Source organism: Pseudoalteromonas sp. UCD-33C (assembly GCF_001306895.1).
In the GTDB taxonomy this organism is placed as follows: domain Bacteria; phylum Pseudomonadota; class Gammaproteobacteria; order Enterobacterales; family Alteromonadaceae; genus Pseudoalteromonas.
On sequence record NZ_LJTB01000007.1, the window covers coordinates 149195 to 167675 of the forward strand.

Genomic DNA, 18481 nt, shown 5'->3' on the forward strand with positions numbered 1-18481 from the left:
AGAATTATCATGACGTCGAAACTGCTTAAATCCCTTTCTTGTGTATTTGCACTGAGCCTTGTGGGCTGTGGTGGAGGTGAGGTGTTTACTGCCCCTGCTAGTAGTGAGTTTGCCCATGGCAATGAGCTACTAAGTGCCACGGCGCTAACCGAGGATGCTAGTCATGCGTTAGTGGCAACCCAATCTGAGGTGTGCGTTTGGGATAATCAGTTAAAAGCGCGTTTATACGATTGTATAACAGGGCAGGGCGCTGAACATGTTGAGCTTGTGGGCTTTAGCGCTAACAAATCTCGTTTTTTCATTTCAAATCGATTATCGGTGACTTTATACGATACTCGCACTGGGCGTAGTATTGGTACTTGGCTTACCGGGCAAGAAATCGCTAGAGACATCGCTATTTCAGCCGTAGGCGATACGTTGGTTATTGCTTATCGTAGCGGCAAGGCTGAGGTGATAAACACCCGCACAGGTGATACTAAGCGTTTTGATATTCATCGTTTAGATATTAATAGCGTGGCGTTATCGGCTGATGGTCAGTGGGCGTTTACCGGCTCAAGCGACAAGTACGTTAAGCTTTGGTCAACAAGTGATGGTAGCACTCGCTTTGAAGAGCGTTTAGCGACTAGAGTGAATCACGTTACTTTAAATAAAACAGCAAGCTTGGGCTTTGCAATTGACTCGGTTGATGATCGTGTATTTTTTGATTTAGCCAATCAAAAAGAGCTATCAGAAGTGGCCTCATACTCTAACTTTATTGAATTCACTGCATCGCAATTTATCAATCAAGATAAATGGCTATTAACGGGCTCACCAAAAATGAAGATGCGTTTATATCGCGTTGCAGATGGTGAATTAATCGCTGAATACGAAGCTAAACAACAGCGCCAACGTACGTCAGTACTAAGTGTGGCTTACGATGGTAAGCAACTATATTCAGAAACCAGTGACGGCCTATTGCAAGCTTGGCCTTATAAAGCAAATAAAAGCTAAAACAAAAACGCCTACTCTGAGTAGGCGTTTGTTTTGAGTACGATTAAATTAGTAATCAAACTTATGCTTGGTAAACAAGCGTTGCACTTGTTGCCAAACTGCACCAGGCTTACCATCGCCAACTAACTTGCCATTTACTTTTACAACTGGGCCAACTTCTTTAGTGGCGCTGGTGATCCATACTTCGTCGGCATCAAGTAACTCATCTTTACTAATAATGCGCTCTTGCACTTTAAAGTCACTGTAAATGTGAAGAATATTGAGGATTAACCAGCGGGTGATCCCCGGTAAAATTTGGTTATCAAGTGGTGGCGTACTGATCACACCATCTTTAACAATAAACACGTTACTTGAACTAGCTTCGGTAATTTCTTCTAAGCGGTTAAATAGAATGGTTTCTTTATTACCCGCTGCTGCGCCATGTTGATAATGGATCACGTTGCCAAGCAGTGCCGTTGATTTAATATGGCAGCGTTGCCAGCGACGGTCTTGCTCAAGCGATACAGTGTAAGTTGTTGCATTGTCGATATCGCCTTTTGGCTCTGCTGGAATTTCAAAAGCAAACGCGAATACGGTCGGGGTAATATTAGTTGGGTAACCGTGGGCACGTTTAGTGTCGGCGCCGCGGCTCACGTGCAAATAAATCCCCAAGTTGTCACCTTGGTTTTTCTCGCATAAATCATTACAGATTTTACGCCATGTATCGGCACTGTAATCGAGCTTAATTTCAAGCTCGTTTAAACCGTTATTCATACGTTCAATATGTGCGCCAAAGCCTAGCATTTTACCTTGGTATGATGGGATCACTTCATAGATGCCATCGCCAAATAAGAAGCCGCGATCCATTGGTGAAATCTTTGCTTCATCAGCGCCAAGGTATTCACCGTTTAGGTATACCGTGCCCATAGTTAAACCTCATTCTCTGTCGTAAAGCCGCCAAGTTGGCGAAGCCGAGTTATTAATTGTTGACCATGCATAGCATGCAGGCCGTCTTCCGTGAGCTCATTTTTATGGGTGACGCCATCGACACTACCGCGCTCACTTAGGTAATGCAAAATGTTGAGTGGCTCAATATCAGCCAGCAAATCGGTGTTATGCCAGCGACTTAAAAAGGCAATGAGTCCGTATGCTGCCCAGTTAGATACATCGGCGAGTAACAGCTCATCACAGGTTGTTAAACAAGGAGTGATGTTTAGCGCTTGCATATGCTGTGCAAGGTTACCCATGCCTATTTCGTTACCGCCATCACCAATCGCTATGGTGGGGCAAGGTGCTTCTGTCACAAAAAAATCAAAGCAGCCGCAATGCTCCGAAATATCAATACCGCGCATATTATAATAACGCTGATGCTCGTTAAGCCCCGGGCGTTCTATTGATAAAACACAATCAGGCTTTAGCTGCGCAAGGGCTTTAATGCTAAAAGTATGCGCATTATCAATGCTATTAATTGGTAACTCAAAACAGTTAAAGTCATTTTTTAGGGCACTGTAAAGGGGGTTGCCAGTAACCAAAATAGGCTGTTTACCAAGCTTTTCGAGCACCTTGTAAAGTGCAATTGCACCAACCGGACCATCGGTTTCGAAGGTATTGTTGACCGCAAAGCCAGTACCTATCAACACAGTGCCTTGTGCTTTATAAAGGTATTTTGCTGCGCGTAAATACGTCCCCGTTAGTTGTTTTTCGTATAAATGCTGCATACCACGCGGGTTTTGTTCAACCATCATGGTTTCAATTTGTTGGCTTAGCGCTGCGTCGCTTAGACTTGCTGACATAGTGCTTTGATCTCTTGAATGAGCGCAATACCCGCTTCATTATCGCCATGTACACACAGGCTGTCAGCATTAAGTGCCAGTTGCTGACCACTTCGCGTTGTAACTGTGCCATGTGCAATTAACTGTTTTACCTGGTCCATTAACGCCGGTTTGTCGTGTACGCTGCCCGCTAAAGAACGTGCAACAAGTTTACCTTCGTCTGTGTATTGGCGGTCGGCAAACGCTTCTAAAATGAGTTCTAGTTCAAGCTCTTTTGCTTGTACTTTGTGTTTGGCTGCTTGGTTGGTAGCTAAAATCATCAACTTTAATGGCTTTGCATAACTTGCCACTGCGCGCATAACAATATTCAGCGTTTGTTCGTCACTCATCATGTCGTTATACAATGCGCCATGTGGCTTAACGTATTCAAGCGTTAAACCATGTACTGCAGCCATACCATCAATTGCAGCAATTTGATAATGCAGGCAATTGGTCAGCTCTTTTTCGCTCATTGCCATTGAGCGGCGACCAAAGCCTTGCTTATCCGGGTAACTTGGGTGCGCGCCAACCATTACTTTGTGTTGCTTGGCGAGGGCTAGGGTGTTTGCCATCACATCGGCATCGCCAGCATGAAAGCCACAAGCAATATTTGCCATATCAATATGTGGCATAACTTGCTCGTCTAAGCCCATTTTCCACATGCCAAAGCTTTCGCCAAGGTCACAGTTTAGTTTCATCGTCATTTATAACGCTGCCATTTTACTATTTGGAATATCGGTGATCAGCATATGCCCTGGGCTATGCGTGATGCAAAAATCAGGTGCCGCGTTGGCAATTGCAACTTGTGGAGTCACACCACAGGCCCAAAATACGGGCACTTCGCCTTCTTTAATGGTCACCGCATCACCAAACTCAGGTTTGTTGATATCTTTAATGCCAATTGCTGCAGGGTCGCCAAAATGCACTGGTGCACCATGTACACTTGGAAAACGGCTGCAAATTTGGATGGCACGAATGGCATCGGCAGGTTTCATTGGGCGCATACTCACAACCATATTGGCGTGGAAAATCCCCGCACTCTGACAAGCCATATTGGTCACATACATAGGCACATTTTTTTGCTCGCTGATATTTCTGATCTCAAGACCCGCGGCAATCAGCGCTTCTTCAAATGAGAACGAGCAACCAATTAAAAAGGTGACTAAATCGTCGCGCCAGTGACTCGAAATATCGGTCACTTCTTCAACCATTTGGCCATGTTTAAAGATGCGGTAACGAGGTAAGTCGCTACGAATATCAATGTCTTCACCAACCGTTGGCATATCGGTAACGCCCGGTATGCGGCTAGTTGCAATGATTGGGCAAGCTTTCGGGTTTGCTTGGCTAAACTGCAAAAAATCAAACGCGTATTGTTTAGGTAAAATCACTAAATTAGCTTGCACAAAGCCCGGTGCAAAGCCCGATGTATTGCCAGTGTAGTCACCCTCGCGTACCATTTTACGAATAGCCGCTGGAGTGGTTAAAGATGCATTTTTTTGCATGTGACTCTCCTTGAAATTAACACTTGCCCATTGTTGCTACAATAACACTCAGTTCAGGTCATTAATAGTAACGGGCAGCTGCCCTTTAGCAGGGGCTTTCCCTAGTAAAACGTTTGCCAGCGCTGTAAATGCAGGGCCAGCAATCTTTTCATCTGTATCTACATCTATATTGTAAGCATAGGTGGCAAGTACAGCATCGCCAAATTTTCCAAATTGGGCAATATCGTAAGGGGCACGCAAGCTTACAAATACGGTCTTTTTATGAGCTAATTTTGCTTGTTTTAGCAATGATTCTAATGCCGCTGATTGATCGGATTTAGCAATTGCAAACTCAGGGTTATCAGCTAAATCATCCATCCCGCCAACTTCAACAGCACTTTGTTTTGGTGACGCATTAGCGGCAATGATTATGTCGGCTTCGTTAATTTCTTTTAATGTTGCAAGCGGCTCATAGCCTTGCAAACTTGTGCAGCTAAAGCTGATTAGCTTATCGGTGTTATCAATTAACGCCTGCTGCAAAGCATAGCACTTGCGGGTATCAGGCATAATAATATGCACTTTGCTGCCCGATTTAATGTTAAGCGGTAGGGTGTTTTTCTCGTTTTTCACCTCGGTGATAGCAGCTAATGCTAATTCGGCTTCTACTTTTCTATGGCTTTGATCACCGAGTAAAAGCTGCGCTTTTTTGATGGCTGCTTCGTCATCAAGTGAAGAGGTAAGTTTAAACTTTTCTTTAAGTTTTAAAATGCGTGTTGCAGAAGCACTCATTTCGTTGGCATTTAACGTGCCACGTTGTACTTCTTGCTCTAATCGCTCAATCAGAGCCTCAAGTACTGCTAAGTCTTTAGGGCTTCTGATTTCGATTGGCATCAGGGCAATATCAACACCCGCTGCAAAGGTATTTACTACCGCTTCAATTGGTTCAAAAAAGTGGCTGATCCCCGCCATATCGAGGGCATCTGTGATCACCACACCTTGATAACCGAGTTCATCACGTAATAAGTCGGTGATGATTTTGCGCGACATCGTTGCAGGTTTGATCATGGTTTTGCCTTCTTTACTAACAAACGTGCTGTCGTCGAGGGCAGGGTATTGGATATGGGCCGTCATGATCATACCCGGTTGTTGGTTTTTAATAATTTCTTTAAAAGGGGGGAGATCTTGCTGCCAAATGGTTTCTTTATCATGCATTACTTTTGGCAGGCCTGTGTGGCTATCTACATTGGTATCGCCATGCCCCGGAAAGTGCTTTAACGACGAAATAACGCCGTTGTTTTCAAACCCTGCCACTTGGGCACCGCCCAGTTTTGCAACCAATTGCGGATCTTCACCGTAAGAACGCACGTTAATAACCGGGTTATCCGGGTTCATGTTTACATCGACCGTCGGGGCATAGTTAACATTAACACCCAGTGCCAATAGCTCGTCGGCAATGATGCGGGCAGACTCAGTCGCGAAGTGGGTACCATGTTCTTTATAGGTTGCGCCAATCGACATGTTACCGGTAAACGACGTACCAACATCACGAGGAATTCGGGCAACTCGGCCACCTTCTTGGTCTATCGAAATAAACAGCGGTAAGCCTAACTCTGACTTAGCAGCGGCTTTTTGTAGGTCATTATTAAGTTTGATCACTTGCGGCACGGTATCGATATTTTCTGCAAATAAAATCACCCCACCAATATTATGTTTAGTGATGATATTCGCTAAATCGGCTGGCAGCTCTGTCACCGGTGTACGGCATTTTTGTTCACCCGGGTCTTGCTCGCAGTAATAACGTAGGTCAAGCATGAGCTTTTGCCCTAACTGTTGTTTTAAAGTTAATGCAGACTCAGCAAATGATGATTGTAATGGCATGAAACATCCTAATCCGATAACCAGTGACGATAGTGCAAACTTATTTAACACAGCAAGCTCCAAAGCAAAACGCTTATTTAGTTTTTAGAATAAATTATTCTTGATGTTAATGGGTTTTTAAATATAAATACAGTATTTTTTTGCTACCCTAGCGGTTTTTGAGTTCGACTGCAAAAAGCTAAGTTAGATCACCAAATAGGGCTAACAGGCTTAAATAACCAAACCTTTATGCTTATTAAAAGCGTGGCAAGTTGATAATTTATCAATTTAATGGGTCGCTTTTTAGTACAATTTAAAGTAATAATATATTCCATAATCATCAGCGTAAATATGACAAGCCTGGGGGCGAGATGGCTTTAACTCGATTACACGCATTTAAACAGCAAATTAAACCTTTTTTACCAGAGTCAGCATTAATAGAAGATTACTCGCGCCGCTATGCGTACGGAACAGACGCCAGCTTTTATCGATTAATCCCTGAATTAATTGTATTAGTTAGCAATCAAAATCAAGCAAGGCAAGTGATCATTGCCGCCAACGAACAACACGTACCCATCACATTTCGCGCCGCTGGAACGAGTTTATCTGGGCAAGCAATTACCGACTCGGTATTGGTTTTACTTTGCGATAGTTGGAGCAAGTTTGAAATCCTTGATGACGCTGAGGCAATACGCTTACAACCGGCAATCATCGGTGCTCGAGTAAATCAAGTATTAGCCCCGTTTGGTAAAAAAATTGGCCCTGATCCCGCTTCAATTAATAGCTGCAAAATAGCCGGAATGGCGGCAAATAATTCATCGGGCATGTGTTGTGGGGTAGCGCAAAACAGCTACCATACAGTAAAAGATATGACCCTCATTTTTGCCGATGGCACAGTGCTTAATACGGCTGATAGCCAAAGCTGTAATGCCTTTTTGCAAAGTCATAGCCCTTGGGTTGATGAGCTAATGAACCTGGTTGATAGCGTAAAGCAAAACCTCGATTTGAGTGAGCGTATCGCCCATAAATACCGTTTAAAAAATACCACGGGCTATGGTTTAAATGCACTGCTGGATTTTTCTGATCCAATCGAAATCATTAAGCACCTCATTATTGGCTCTGAGGGTACGTTAGCTTTTATCGCCGATATCACCTACCACACCGTGGTTGAGCATAAGTACAAACACACAGGTTTCTTTATTTTTGACGATATCAGCAAGGTGTGTGAGCTGGTACAAAGGCTTAGTGAGCTTGATGTTGCGGCCGTTGAACTACTCGATAAACGTGCTCTGATGTCGGTGTCTGAGCACGCTATAATGCCAAAAGAAGTGGCCAGCTACCCTGAGCAATCAGCGGCACTGCTAATTGAGTTAAGAGCTGAAAATGCTCAGGCTCTCGATGCGCTCACAAAGGTCACCGAGCAACTTCTTGCTGAGTTTAAGCAAAGTCAACTGGCAGCGATTGAGTTTTCAGCAGACAGCGCCCGTAATGCGGCACTTTGGAATATCCGTAAGGGCACCTTTCCTGCGGTTGGCGCAGTGCGCGAAACTGGCACCACTGTAATTATTGAAGATGTTGCCTTTGCTCTTGATAAATTAGCTGAGGGCGTGAATGCGCTGCATCAATTATTTATTAAATATGGTTATGATGAAGCCATTATTTTTGGGCATGCGCTTGCCGGAAATCTGCATTTTGTATTCACCCAAGCTTTTGATACACCAGAGCAAGTAAGCCGATACGAACAATTTATGGCTGATGTGGCGAACTTAGTGGCGGTTGAACTAAAAGGGTCATTAAAAGCTGAGCATGGCACTGGGCGTAACATGGCGCCGTTTGTTGCTACCGAATGGGGAGACGATGGCTTTGCGGTGATGGTTGCGCTTAAAGCCTTATTCGATAAACAAAATATTCTTAACCCTGGGGTTATTATTAATCACGACAAAAATGCTCACACTCAGCATTTAAAAGTCATGCCAAAAAGTGATGATATTATCGATACCTGTATTGAATGTGGCTTTTGCGAAGTTGTTTGCCCATCAAAAGGGCTTACCTTAACACCGAGGCAGCGTATTACTTTATGGCGACACCGCACAGAGTTGCACAATCAATTACTTACAACCGAAGATGTAGCAAGCAAACAGAAGTTAAATCAAAAGCTCAGTGTTATTGAGGCTGACTTTAAATACCTTGGTATTGATTCGTGCGCGGCAACGGGTCTTTGTGGTCTTAAATGCCCAGTGGGGATAAACACGGGCGAATTTATAAAATCACTCAGAGCAGAACAAGTCTCATCAAACAAGGTTTCGCGGTCATTATCACGCTTTGCTAGCAAGCATTTTGCGGTTGTTGCTACAGGGGCACGGTTTGGCTTATCCGTAATACAGGTGCTCGAAAAAGCAATTGGTAGTTATAACCTTAAAAGCCTGAGTAAACCTGCGAATAAGTTGCTTGGTACACCGCTGTATTACTCGGCGTGGCCAAGGGCTGAGCAGCCAATTAATAGAAAGCTTCAACAGCCCCAACAAGAGAAAAAATTGGTGTATATGCCAAGCTGCGCAAGCCGAATTTTTGCGGCCGATAAACTTGCTGATGATAAGCGCCCACTACTTGATGTTATCTATTCTCTCGCTGCCAAAGCAGGCTATGAAGTGATACTTCCGACACAAGCAGATTCACTTTGTTGCGGTATGCCATTTGCTAGCAAAGGCTTTAATAAAGAGTCTGAAAACAAAAGTGAGCAGTTACTTACTGAGCTTTGGGGGCTTTCAAATAATGGCCAATACCCCATTGTTTTTGATGCCAGCCCTTGTGCGCTTACTACTCTAAATGCCGCGCAAAATACGGCACTCACAATTTTTGAAAGTGCTGATTTTGCAGCCCAGCATTTACTGCCTAATTTACAAGTAACGCCAGTGAATGAGCCGGTAATGCTCCATGTTACTTGTAGTTCTAAGCGATTAGGTAAAGAGCAAAGCCTAGTATCACTTGCCAAGGCATGTAGTAATGAGGTGATTATTCCAGCTGATATTGAGTGCTGTGGTTTTGCCGGTGATAAGGGTTTTAACTTGCCAGCGCTCAATGGCAACGCGTTAAAAACCCTTAAACAACAAGTACCAAAAAACTGTAGTCGTGGCGTGTCTAATAGCCGTAGTTGCGAAATTGGTTTAACTGAACACAGTGGCATTAGCTACCAGTCAATTTTGTATCTACTCGATAAGCAAAGCCATGCAATATAACAGGGCTTAATTGCTAATTTGATGAGCCAGTTGCTGACTGGCTCATCTATTTTTAAAGCTTACACTTTCCAAAAAATGCCTTTGCGGTAGCAGCTGTACATCACCCCATAAGACACCACTAAAAACAGCAGTGAAAAGCTAAAAGAAGCGAGGTAATCATTGCTGAACACTAATTGTATTAGGCCATAAATATAGCCTTTTAAACTGCTATCGCCGAGCGGGATCATAATTAATAGCCGTGCAAACACGCCTGCGAATATAAAAAATAATATTGCATTCGCACCAAATACAATAAACGGAGCGCCCCAGCTGCGCAGCTTATAAATATCTAAAATAGCACTGCACAGTGCATAGAAAATCGCTGCCAGCCCTGAGCTGAGCAGCACATAGCTCGGCGTCCATAAGGCTTTATTGATAGGCGTTAATGGCGAAATAGCATAGCCGACAAGAACAGCTAAAGTGCCCAGAAAAATAAGTGTACGGGCTTGTTTTTTAAGGTCGGTTTGCTTAGTTAAATAAACCGCAGCCAAGATACCGCTAAGCGCACTTGCAATGGCTGGCAGTGTTGAGAACAGCCCTTCAGGGTCAAATGGCAGTGGCTTAGCATTGGCATAATACAGGTGATGACTACCAAGTACGGTATTGTCTATGAAGGCACTTAAGTTATTGCCATGTAACCACAAGCCACTGACTACCTCGCCGTTTGGTAAGGTATACGGGATATAAAGCATGGCGGCGCCATAAAACAATAAAAGAGCGATGCAAGTAATGGCTATTTTCTTAGGCGATAAATAGAGAAAACAACACAAAGCAATTATATACACCAAACCGATACGTTGCAGCACGCCCAACACGCGCAGCTGCAATAGCTTGTCATTAAGCCAACTAAAAGAAGGGTCTCGAAAGTTGTAATAAAACAAGGCTAAAAACCAACAGAGGGCAATGAGTTTAATGGTGCGAATAACCCCCGCTTTTAGTATTTTCTGATCACTGACTCCTTTAACACGCAAGCTATTTACTGAAAGCGTGATAGACATGCCGACAATAAAAATAAAAAACGGAAAAATTAAATCGGTAGGCGTCCAACCATGCCACTGTGCATGTTTCAAAGGCCAATACATCGCTCCCCAACTACCCGGGTTATTCACTAATATCATGGCAGTAATAGTCAAGCCCCGCATTACATCTAACGCCATGAGGCGATGTGAAGGGAGTTTGTTGATGATTTCAGCACAGTGTTGACGCATAGGAAAACTTTATTGTTTTTTTGTTTTTACAGTGTAATAAATTATTACATCAAAGCAAGCTGCTTTTTAAACAATAGAAATCCTATTTGTTAGCTGTTCTTTTAACAGAACTAAGCTTTATAGTTTATTAAATTCAACATGTTAAATAACGAGGGTTGTTGGTAAGTGGTTTTGATGCCGTTCATGTTTAACGAGTGCTTGGTAGCTGAAGTTATTAAACAGAGTTACTTTAATTAATTAGAGTAATTGCACTCATTTGTTTGCGCTAAATCAAATTATGACAAAAGTTTTATAGAGGTACACAGAACATCTTGCTAGTATAAAGGTATTAGATATTCCCAATATGGACTTTGGGCCTGTATGTGAGAAGTATCGTGCTTAATAGTCTTAGTCGTGGTTTAAATCTACGCCGCTTAATTTTAGTGTTAGCGTTTTCAGCAACGCTTATAACCTTTCTAAATAGTTATTACTCGAGCTACCAAGTTCAAAAGCAACAACTAATAGATAAAACCCTTAATAATCATAAAGCATACGCCGCTAAGTTGGTGTCAGCGACCGATAATTTTTTACTTAATGCTCAGCAACAGCTTGCTTATGTTGGAAAAATTCTTGAAGACGATTTTAATAATCAAGGCTTAATTAATGCTGAGGCAGACCGACTAAGGCTACAAACTAATAGTTTTAATTCGACCATTATTGTTAATGCGCAGGGTGATATTCTAGGGGTTTCTCCAAAGTCATTGAAGCTACAAAACCGTAAAGTAGATAGCTTTGGCACTAAAGCCGCTTTATCGTATCGCACCCCAATGATCAGCGAGCCGTATATTTCGATGGCGGGCAATTTACTGATCTTTATATCGCACCCTTTATTCGACAAACAAAGTAATTTTATTGGTTATGTAGGCGGCACCTTATACTTAAAACGTACCAGTATTTTAAATGAACTGCTGCAAGTTCATTACTATCAAGACGGCTCTTATTTGTATGTGGTTGATGAAAATCATCGCTTACTGTATCACCCAGATAAAAGCCGTATTGGAGAGCAAGTGTTTGATAACAAAGTAATTGAAGAGGTATTAAAAGGAAACGCCGGCACACAGCTTGTTACCAACAGCAAAGGCGTTGAGATGCTTGCAGGCTACGCACCTATGACGGTCGCTTCTTGGGGGGTCGTCACTCAGCGCCCACTCGAAAACACACTTGCTCCGCTTGATAATTTAATGTGGCAAGTGTTTGTAAAAACTGCCCCAATTGGTTTGCTGACTTTTATATTCATTTGGGTATTAGCACGTTTAATTGCTCAGCCTTTGAGGCAGTTAGCCGAAACTGCAAATACTTTAGATCGCCCTTCAACGTCACTTGAGCTGACACAAATTCGCTCATGGTATTTTGAAAGTAATGAACTCAGAAAAGCCATGTTAAAAGGGGTCGGGCTATTACAAAGTAAAATAGGGCTATTGCGTCAAGAAGCGCAAACTGATCCCCTCACTTGCCTTCATAATCGCCGAAGCCTTGATATGCAAATTAGCCATTTGATAGCTCAGCGTTGTCCTTTTGCTGTATTGGCTATCGACATCGACCATTTTAAACGGGTAAACGATGAGTTTGGTCATGACATTGGTGATGTGGTACTGCAGTCGTTGGCTAAAATTTTGTTAGATGTCACTCGCGATAGTGATGTGGTTGCTCGTACAGGTGGTGAAGAATTCATTGTGATCATGCCAAGAGTTGAAGCAAAACGTGCGTATCAACTGGCTGAGCGTTTGCGTATGCGGGTGTCAGAAAGCTACATAGACCCCGTTGGCTGCATTAATGTATCGATTGGTATTTCAGGCTGGCCAATTGAGCAATTAAACATTGATGAAGTATTTAAGCTTGCTGATCAAGCTTTATATCAAGCTAAAAAAACAGGGCGTAACCGCTCAGTTGTCGATGCCACATATAGCCAAGATCTTGCTCCAGTTTCTGAGCTTTCAATCTTGGAATAAGTTATTTAATGTGCAATAGTGGATGCTATTAAGTTATTTATGGAAAATCAAAATGGCATTCACTTTGTTGGCTCGTTTAACTAAATCTACTTCTCTGTTAGGTATTGCGCTTATGAGTGCAAGTGCTGCTTGTGCAAACCCTAGCGATGATAAACGTAGCGAATTTGTGGATGTAGGTTCTTTGCTACCTAATGCCGTGTTAGATATCCGTTATTTTGGTCATCATAACTTTGTTGGCAAACCAGTTGATGGTTACAACGCACCTAAATGTTTATTGCACAACAGTGCTGCTAAGGCTCTTAAAAATGTGCAAATAGCAGCGCAAACCCAAGGCCTGAGCTTAAAAATATTTGATTGTTATCGTCCGCAGCGCGCCGTTGATCACTTTGTGCGTTGGGTTAACGATTTAGAAGATACCCGCACTAAAGCTGAGTTTTATCCAAACTTAGGCAAAGACAAGCTGCTTGGTGATTACATCGCCGCTAAATCGGGTCACAGCCGTGGTTCAACGATTGATTTAACCTTAGTAGATGCGAAAGGTAAAGAGCTCGACATGGGCTCACCGTTTGATATGTTCGACACTCTTTCTAATACCGAGGACCCGCGCATTAGTGCAGAGCAAAAAGCCAATCGATACAAATTAAAAAGCCTGATGACAGAGGCCGGTTTTGCTCCTTATTCAATGGAATGGTGGCATTTTACCTACCAACCGCAAGCATATCCCGCCACCTATTTTGATTTTGTGGTGGAGTAGTAAGTTAGCGAGGGGAAAGAGTAAAGTTAGCGAGGGGAAAGAGTAAAGTTAGCGAGGGGAAAGAGTAAAGTTAGCGAGGTTCGAGGTAGCAGCGATTTTACATCGCGTCCTAGAACCTAGGGCCTAGCCCCCAGAACCTGATGACGCGGGATAAACCCGCTGCTACAAGTAGGCGTGAAACTTGTTTCGCGCGTCTGACGGCTGATAGCTGAAGGCTGACAGCTTTTCTACTACATCACATCTTTTATCGGTGAATAATCAACTTTAATTTCAACAATATCGACATTGGCATTTTGTTTAAAAGCGTTTTGCACTTTTAATAAATCAGTGTCTTTTTCAGCAAGGTAGCGATAGCTTTTGTTGGTCATTTTTTTCAGCGTATATTGACTGCTAAGCGCTACTGGTAAGCTGTTTTCTTTTAGCGTTAAGTAAATTGCACCCGTTGCGATTCCGCGCTCTTGCATTGCGTGATTAAAGACTTCTGTGCCCTTGGTTAAAGTCGGTGCATCAAAGGTAATTTTTTCGCCATTATTACTAAAAGCGTTCGTCGATTTTTGCTTGTTGATTTCGACAGCTTTTTTAACATCTTTAACTGAAACTTGTTCTTTTTGTGAACTGGTTGTTGGCTGCTGTGTTGTATTTTGCTCGCTTATTTCATTTTTTTGACAGCCTGATACTAGTACTAATGCTAGTGTAAGTGCTTGTATCTTAATTGTTTGGTTCATTATGTTCCTGCTTATTTGTTACTTTTGTTTACAATTAATTCTGTTTTTTAATTGCCATATTGGGTACATTGGCCGCGGTTATGATTGTTAACCGAAAATAAAAATATAACAATAGGGAACGTAAGGAATGTCTCAATTTAAAGTAACAGCAGTTGCTACCATGGTAACGGCTATCTTGGCATCATCTCAAGTACAGGCAAGTGAACAAACTCGCTTTTATAATGCTTCAAGCGTTAGCTCTCAAGTACAATTTAATCCTCAAGTATCTCAGCAACGTGCATTAGCTGAGCGTCGCACTGTATCGGGTCACAAATCTATTTTCGATGCGCAATTAGGTAAAGCTACTTTCCTATGGAATGCAGTAGGTCAAGCTAAGCCTGATATGGCAATGGTGCTTCCTGAGCAACGTAATGCTTACGCTGCAGATTTTTATTTAAATGCCTTAACAGGTGTTAGCACAGCTAAAAAAGGTGTATCAAGCGCTGTATTAGCAGATTTATCTGAGCAAAAGCTTGGTTCAATTACAGCTAAATACAAGCAAAAAGTTCATGACATTGAAGTATTCAACCGTGAATACAACCTGATCATGGATAAAGAATATAACCTAGTTGCTGGTTCTGGTTATTTCGCTAACACAAGTTCAAATGCAACGCAGTCGTTCGCGCCACTTGCTGAGTTTGTTGGTGCTGAGCAAAGCATTAAACGTGCGATTAAAGAACTTGCTGACATCAATGTGTCGTTAACTAAATCAACTGAGCAAGGTGACTATGTTAAGTACACTGTGTCTAACCAAAGTGGTGACAAAGTTGTATTAGGTCAGCCTCGTGCTAAGAAAGTATTCTTTGAAGTAGCGGGTGAGCTGCAGTCTGCATACTATGTTGAAGTAGAAGTTGCTGACAAAAACAGCCTAGAAAGCGATTACTTCAGCTACGTTATTGGCGCGCAAAACAGCAAAGTTTATTTCAAGAAAGACTTAAAAGCACACGCGGCAGACTTTAACTACCGTGTATGGGCTGACGAAGATGGTTACCCGTGGGAAGGTCCACACGGTGACGTGATCCCAGCTGATGGTCCAGATCAAATTGATGAAACTGAAATCCTAGATGCACCACTTGTAAGCCTGTCTTACTACAAAAAACTAAGCACGATGGATCCGTGGCTTGCTGATGACGCTACAACAACATCAGGTAACAACGTATTTGCTTATGCTGATGTAATTGCACCTCAAGGTTACACAGAAGGTGACTTCACTGCTGAAACTACATCAGATTACACATTCGATTACCCTTACCAAGTTGATCAAGTAGCAAACAGCTACGACAACCGTAAAGCGGCGATCGTTAACTTGTTCTACATGAACAACTTCTTACACGATTTCTTCTATGACCATGGTTTTGACGAAACATCAAATGTTGCACAAGTATCAAACTACGGCCGTGGTGGTGTAGAAGGCGACCCAATCGAAGCACAAGCGCAAGATAATAGCGGTTTAAATAACGCTAATATGGCAACACCTGCTGACGGTGCAAGCCCACGTATGCAAATGTACTTATACAACTCGAAAGATGCGAAAGTGGGTGTAGATTTCGGTGTGGTTGTAACATCAGATGAAACAATTGGTCTACTTGAGTCTTCTAAAGTATCTGGCTTTGGTCAAATGCAATTTGCTGATATCGCAGGCGAAGTTGTTCGTTTAGTTGACGGCAATGACGTAGATTCTGGTAGCGTAACAGACGGCTGTGAACCTGCAACAAATGCAGCTGAACTGGCTGGTAAAATTGCGCTAGTCGATCGTGGTTCTTGTAACTTCACAGCAAAAGTACTACACGCTCAAGAAGCGGGTGCAATTGGTGCAATCGTTGTAAACAACAACCCAGATACAGATGAACCAGCGCCAATGGGCGGTGAAGATGATGCAGTTATCATTCCTAACATGGGTCTGAACTATGCTGACGGTCACGCACTTTACGATGGTATCGCTGCAGGCGACACTGTTACTGTTAATATGTTCAACAAAGCAACGTTAAAAGACGGTACGCTAGATAACGGTATTATTGCTCACGAATGGGGTCACTATATCAGTAACCGTTTAGTGGGTAACTCATCAGGTCTTATCAACTTCCAAGGCCGTGCGATGGGCGAAGGTTGGGGTGATTTCCACTCATTGATGTTCATTGCTAAAGCTGATGATATTAACATCCCAGGTAACGACAAGTTCCAAAAAGCCTACGGTAGCGGTACATTCGTAGAAGATTTCTACTATGGTATTCGTCGTGTTCCATATTCAACCAATATGGAAGTAAACCCGCTGTCTTTCCGCCACATTACTGAAAATGAAGGTGCTGATGTAGGTATTGCTCCAACTAATGTTGGTTCACCACACGCAGCAGGTGAAATTTGGGCAACTATGCTTTGGGAAAGCTATGTAGCACTTATCAACGAGCACGGCTTTGAAGAAGCTCAAAACCGTATGGCTAACTACTTAGTTGCTGGTTACAAGCTAACTCCAGTTGCTCCGCTATACACAGAAGCACGTGATGCTATCTTGGCTGCTGCGTACGCAGTTGACCCAGAAGATTACAAACTAATCTTAGGTGCATTTGCTAAGCGTGGTATGGGCTTAGGTGCTAAAGCGCCAGAGCGTTTCAGCGAAGATTTAACAGGTGTTGTTGAATCAGACAAAATGAAACTTGCTAGCTTCACATTCAAAGATGTGGCAATGGATCCAAACTACAACGGTGCAGAGCTAGGTTATTGTTCAAACGATAACGTGCTAGACAAAGGTGAAACAGGCACGTTAACAGTTAGCATCATGAACACAGGTAGTGAAGTACTAACTGGTACTCAAGCACAGTTAACGGTTGTTAGTGGTCACGATGTAACGTTCGAAAATGATGGTTTAATCACTTTTGACGATACAACTCCTTACGCTTCACAAACAAGCGCACCTATCACGTTTACACTAAATGATGCAGGCACTGCTGATACACTTGAAATCGAAGTGTCATTCCCAGAGCTTTCTGCAGATGACGAGATTGTTGAAGCAGCAAGCGATACAGTATCTTACCTTGTGAACATGGACTTTGAAGATAAAGCACCAGTTAGCTCACAAACTGCTGACGATATGGAAGTAGCAGGCGCTTCATTACGTGACTGGAAAGAAAACGTAATGACAGGTGATGACTTAGCTGTTGGCACACAAAGCATGGCAACTGGCGGTAATGTTAACTTCTTCAACAGCTTTGGCTTCGGTCTTGGCGAGCAAACCATGTACCTAAACAACAATGACTTCCAGTCAGATGTTGCGGTTGAATCAAGAGAGTTTGATATCGGTTTTGCTGGTGATTTTGAAGTTTCATTCTGGCACTTCTACCTAATCGAAAACGAATGGGATGGTGGTGTTGTAGAGATCAGCGTAAACGGTGGTAACTGGGTAGATGTTACTGAAATGGGCGGCACATTTGATGTTGGTTACGATGGCCCACTAATCGAAAACGATGCACAAGCGCTACAAGATCGCGATACCTTCACAGGTAACAATGTTGATGGTAACGGTGTTTATGGTAACTACGAAACAATTCGTTTCGGTACTGAACTAAACGGTAACCGTGCAAAATTACGTTTCCGTATGTCATCAGACAGCGCAGTACGTGAGTTCGGCTGGTGGATTGATAACGTAACTGTTAGCAATGTAACGTCACCAATCTTCTCAAACGTGATTGCTGGTGATGCATTAGCATGTGATAACGCACTACCATTACTTTCTGTATCGGGTGATGAGTCTGTTTCTGAGTCTGCTTCAGGCACATTAACGGCAACAGCGTCAGACCGTAACAGTGATGACACGCTAAGCTACACCTGGACGCAACTAAGCGGCACAACAGCAACACTTACAGGTGCTGACACTGCAACTCTAGGCTTCACGCCAGGTGCTATCTCAAGCGATGACGAGTTAGTATTTGAAGTAACAGTAAGCGATGGTACAGACTCTGTATCAGAGCAGTTCACTGTTGCCGTAACTAACGAAGCTGAGCCAGTAGAAGAGAAGAAAGTAACTAAATCTAGCAACGGTAGCTTTGGTTTCTTAACACTACTACTTGCACCACTAGCGCTTATCGGCCGTCGCCGTAAACGTAAATAAGACTTTTAAATAGTGATAACAAAGCCCTTACAGTTCGCTGTAAGGGCTTTTTTGTTTTTAAGTTAGCGAGTTCCGAGGTACGAGGTACGAGATGCGAGGTACGAGATGCGAGATGCGAGATGCGAGATGCGAGATGCGAGATACGAGGTAACAGCGATTTTACATCGCGTCCTAGCGCCTAGAGCCTAGAACCTAACACCTAGAGCCTAGCGCCTTTTTGCAGGCGTGAAACTTGTTTCGCGCGTCTGACCGCTGATAGCTGACAGCTCCTT

General features: G+C 43.0%; 12 protein-coding genes. 5 read left to right on the forward strand and 7 right to left on the reverse strand.

The annotated features are described in order from the left end of the window. Positions 1–9 precede the first annotated feature (9 nt). Positions 10–990: a WD40 repeat domain-containing protein gene (locus tag AOG26_RS14555; protein ID WP_054563161.1), complete on the forward strand. Its 981-nt coding sequence runs from the start codon at positions 10–12 to the stop codon at positions 988–990. A 48-nt stretch (positions 991–1038) separates the two neighbouring features. Here the strand turns inward: AOG26_RS14555 and AOG26_RS14560 are convergent, their stop codons facing one another. Genes AOG26_RS14560 through AOG26_RS14580 form a run of 5 tightly spaced genes read right to left on the reverse strand, consistent with a single transcriptional unit; the run spans position 1039 to position 6139 of the window. Continuing rightward, on the reverse strand, positions 1039–1896 hold the full coding sequence (locus AOG26_RS14560) for an aminotransferase class IV (protein ID WP_054563162.1): 858 nt from the start codon (positions 1894–1896) through the stop codon (positions 1039–1041). Between the two features lie 2 nt (positions 1897–1898). Next, positions 1899–2762: a glutamate cyclase domain-containing protein gene (locus tag AOG26_RS14565; RefSeq protein WP_054563163.1), complete on the reverse strand. Its 864-nt coding sequence runs from the start codon at positions 2760–2762 to the stop codon at positions 1899–1901. After that, positions 2747–3478: a 5-oxoprolinase subunit PxpA gene (locus AOG26_RS14570; RefSeq protein WP_054563189.1), complete on the reverse strand. Its 732-nt coding sequence runs from the start codon at positions 3476–3478 to the stop codon at positions 2747–2749. Before AOG26_RS14570 ends, AOG26_RS14565 begins: the two co-directional genes overlap by 16 nt. A 6-nt stretch (positions 3479–3484) precedes the next feature. Next, positions 3485–4282: a putative hydro-lyase gene (locus AOG26_RS14575; protein WP_054563164.1), complete on the reverse strand. Its 798-nt coding sequence runs from the start codon at positions 4280–4282 to the stop codon at positions 3485–3487. Positions 4283–4330: 48 nt separating this feature from the next. After that, positions 4331–6139 carry a glycoside hydrolase family 3 protein gene (locus AOG26_RS14580; protein WP_054563165.1) on the reverse strand — a complete coding sequence of 603 codons (1809 nt, stop codon included), beginning with the start codon at positions 6137–6139 and terminating at the stop codon, positions 4331–4333. A gap of 350 nt (positions 6140–6489) precedes the next feature. Here AOG26_RS14580 and AOG26_RS14585 point away from each other — a divergent pair, with 350 nt between their 5' ends. After that, positions 6490–9354 (forward strand): FAD-binding and (Fe-S)-binding domain-containing protein, encoded by a 2865-nt coding sequence (locus AOG26_RS14585; RefSeq protein WP_054563166.1) that lies wholly within the window; start codon positions 6490–6492, stop codon positions 9352–9354. Positions 9355–9413: 59 nt separating this feature from the next. Here AOG26_RS14585 and AOG26_RS14590 read toward each other — a convergent pair whose 3' ends face one another. After that, complete coding sequence (locus AOG26_RS14590) at positions 9414–10601, reverse strand: acyltransferase family protein (protein ID WP_054563167.1); 1188 nt, start codon at positions 10599–10601, stop codon at positions 9414–9416. Positions 10602–10975: 374 nt separating this feature from the next. On the opposite strand from AOG26_RS14590, the gene AOG26_RS14595 reads away from it, so the two are divergent. Further along, entirely contained in the window at positions 10976–12589 is a 1614-nt protein-coding gene (locus AOG26_RS14595; RefSeq protein ID WP_054563190.1) for a sensor domain-containing diguanylate cyclase, read from the forward strand. A 52-nt stretch (positions 12590–12641) separates the two neighbouring features. Continuing rightward, a complete protein-coding gene (locus AOG26_RS14600) occupies positions 12642–13343 on the forward strand; it encodes a M15 family metallopeptidase (RefSeq protein ID WP_054563168.1) in 702 nt (233 codons plus the stop codon). Between the two features lie 230 nt (positions 13344–13573). Here AOG26_RS14600 and AOG26_RS14605 read toward each other — a convergent pair whose 3' ends face one another. Next, a complete protein-coding gene (locus AOG26_RS14605; RefSeq protein WP_054563169.1) occupies positions 13574–14068 on the reverse strand; it encodes a hypothetical protein in 495 nt (164 codons plus the stop codon). Positions 14069–14195: 127 nt separating this feature from the next. On the opposite strand from AOG26_RS14605, the gene AOG26_RS14610 reads away from it, so the two are divergent. Further along, positions 14196–18209 carry a rhombosortase-dependent M36 family metallopeptidase gene (locus AOG26_RS14610; RefSeq protein ID WP_054563170.1) on the forward strand — a complete coding sequence of 1338 codons (4014 nt, stop codon included), beginning with the start codon at positions 14196–14198 and terminating at the stop codon, positions 18207–18209. Positions 18210–18481 lie beyond the last annotated feature (272 nt).

Bases quoted from the DNA above. Each gene is read 5' to 3' on its own strand.
- AOG26_RS14555 (WP_054563161.1), top strand. From the start codon at position 10: ATGACGTCGAAACTGCTTAAATCCCTTTCTTGTGTATTTGCACTGAGC.
- AOG26_RS14560 (WP_054563162.1), bottom strand. From the start codon at position 1,896: ATGGGCACGGTATACCTAAACGGTGAATACCTTGGCGCTGATGAAGCA.
- AOG26_RS14565 (WP_054563163.1), bottom strand. From the start codon at position 2,762: ATGTCAGCAAGTCTAAGCGACGCAGCGCTAAGCCAACAAATTGAAACC.
- AOG26_RS14570 (WP_054563189.1), bottom strand. From the start codon at position 3,478: ATGAAACTAAACTGTGACCTTGGCGAAAGCTTTGGCATGTGGAAAATG.
- AOG26_RS14575 (WP_054563164.1), bottom strand. From the start codon at position 4,282: ATGCAAAAAAATGCATCTTTAACCACTCCAGCGGCTATTCGTAAAATG.
- AOG26_RS14580 (WP_054563165.1), bottom strand. From the start codon at position 6,139: ATGCCATTACAATCATCATTTGCTGAGTCTGCATTAACTTTAAAACAA.
- AOG26_RS14585 (WP_054563166.1), top strand. From the start codon at position 6,490: ATGGCTTTAACTCGATTACACGCATTTAAACAGCAAATTAAACCTTTT.
- AOG26_RS14590 (WP_054563167.1), bottom strand. From the start codon at position 10,601: ATGCGTCAACACTGTGCTGAAATCATCAACAAACTCCCTTCACATCGC.
- AOG26_RS14600 (WP_054563168.1), top strand. From the start codon at position 12,642: ATGGCATTCACTTTGTTGGCTCGTTTAACTAAATCTACTTCTCTGTTA.
- AOG26_RS14605 (WP_054563169.1), bottom strand. From the start codon at position 14,068: ATGAACCAAACAATTAAGATACAAGCACTTACACTAGCATTAGTACTA.
- AOG26_RS14610 (WP_054563170.1), top strand. From the start codon at position 14,196: ATGTCTCAATTTAAAGTAACAGCAGTTGCTACCATGGTAACGGCTATC.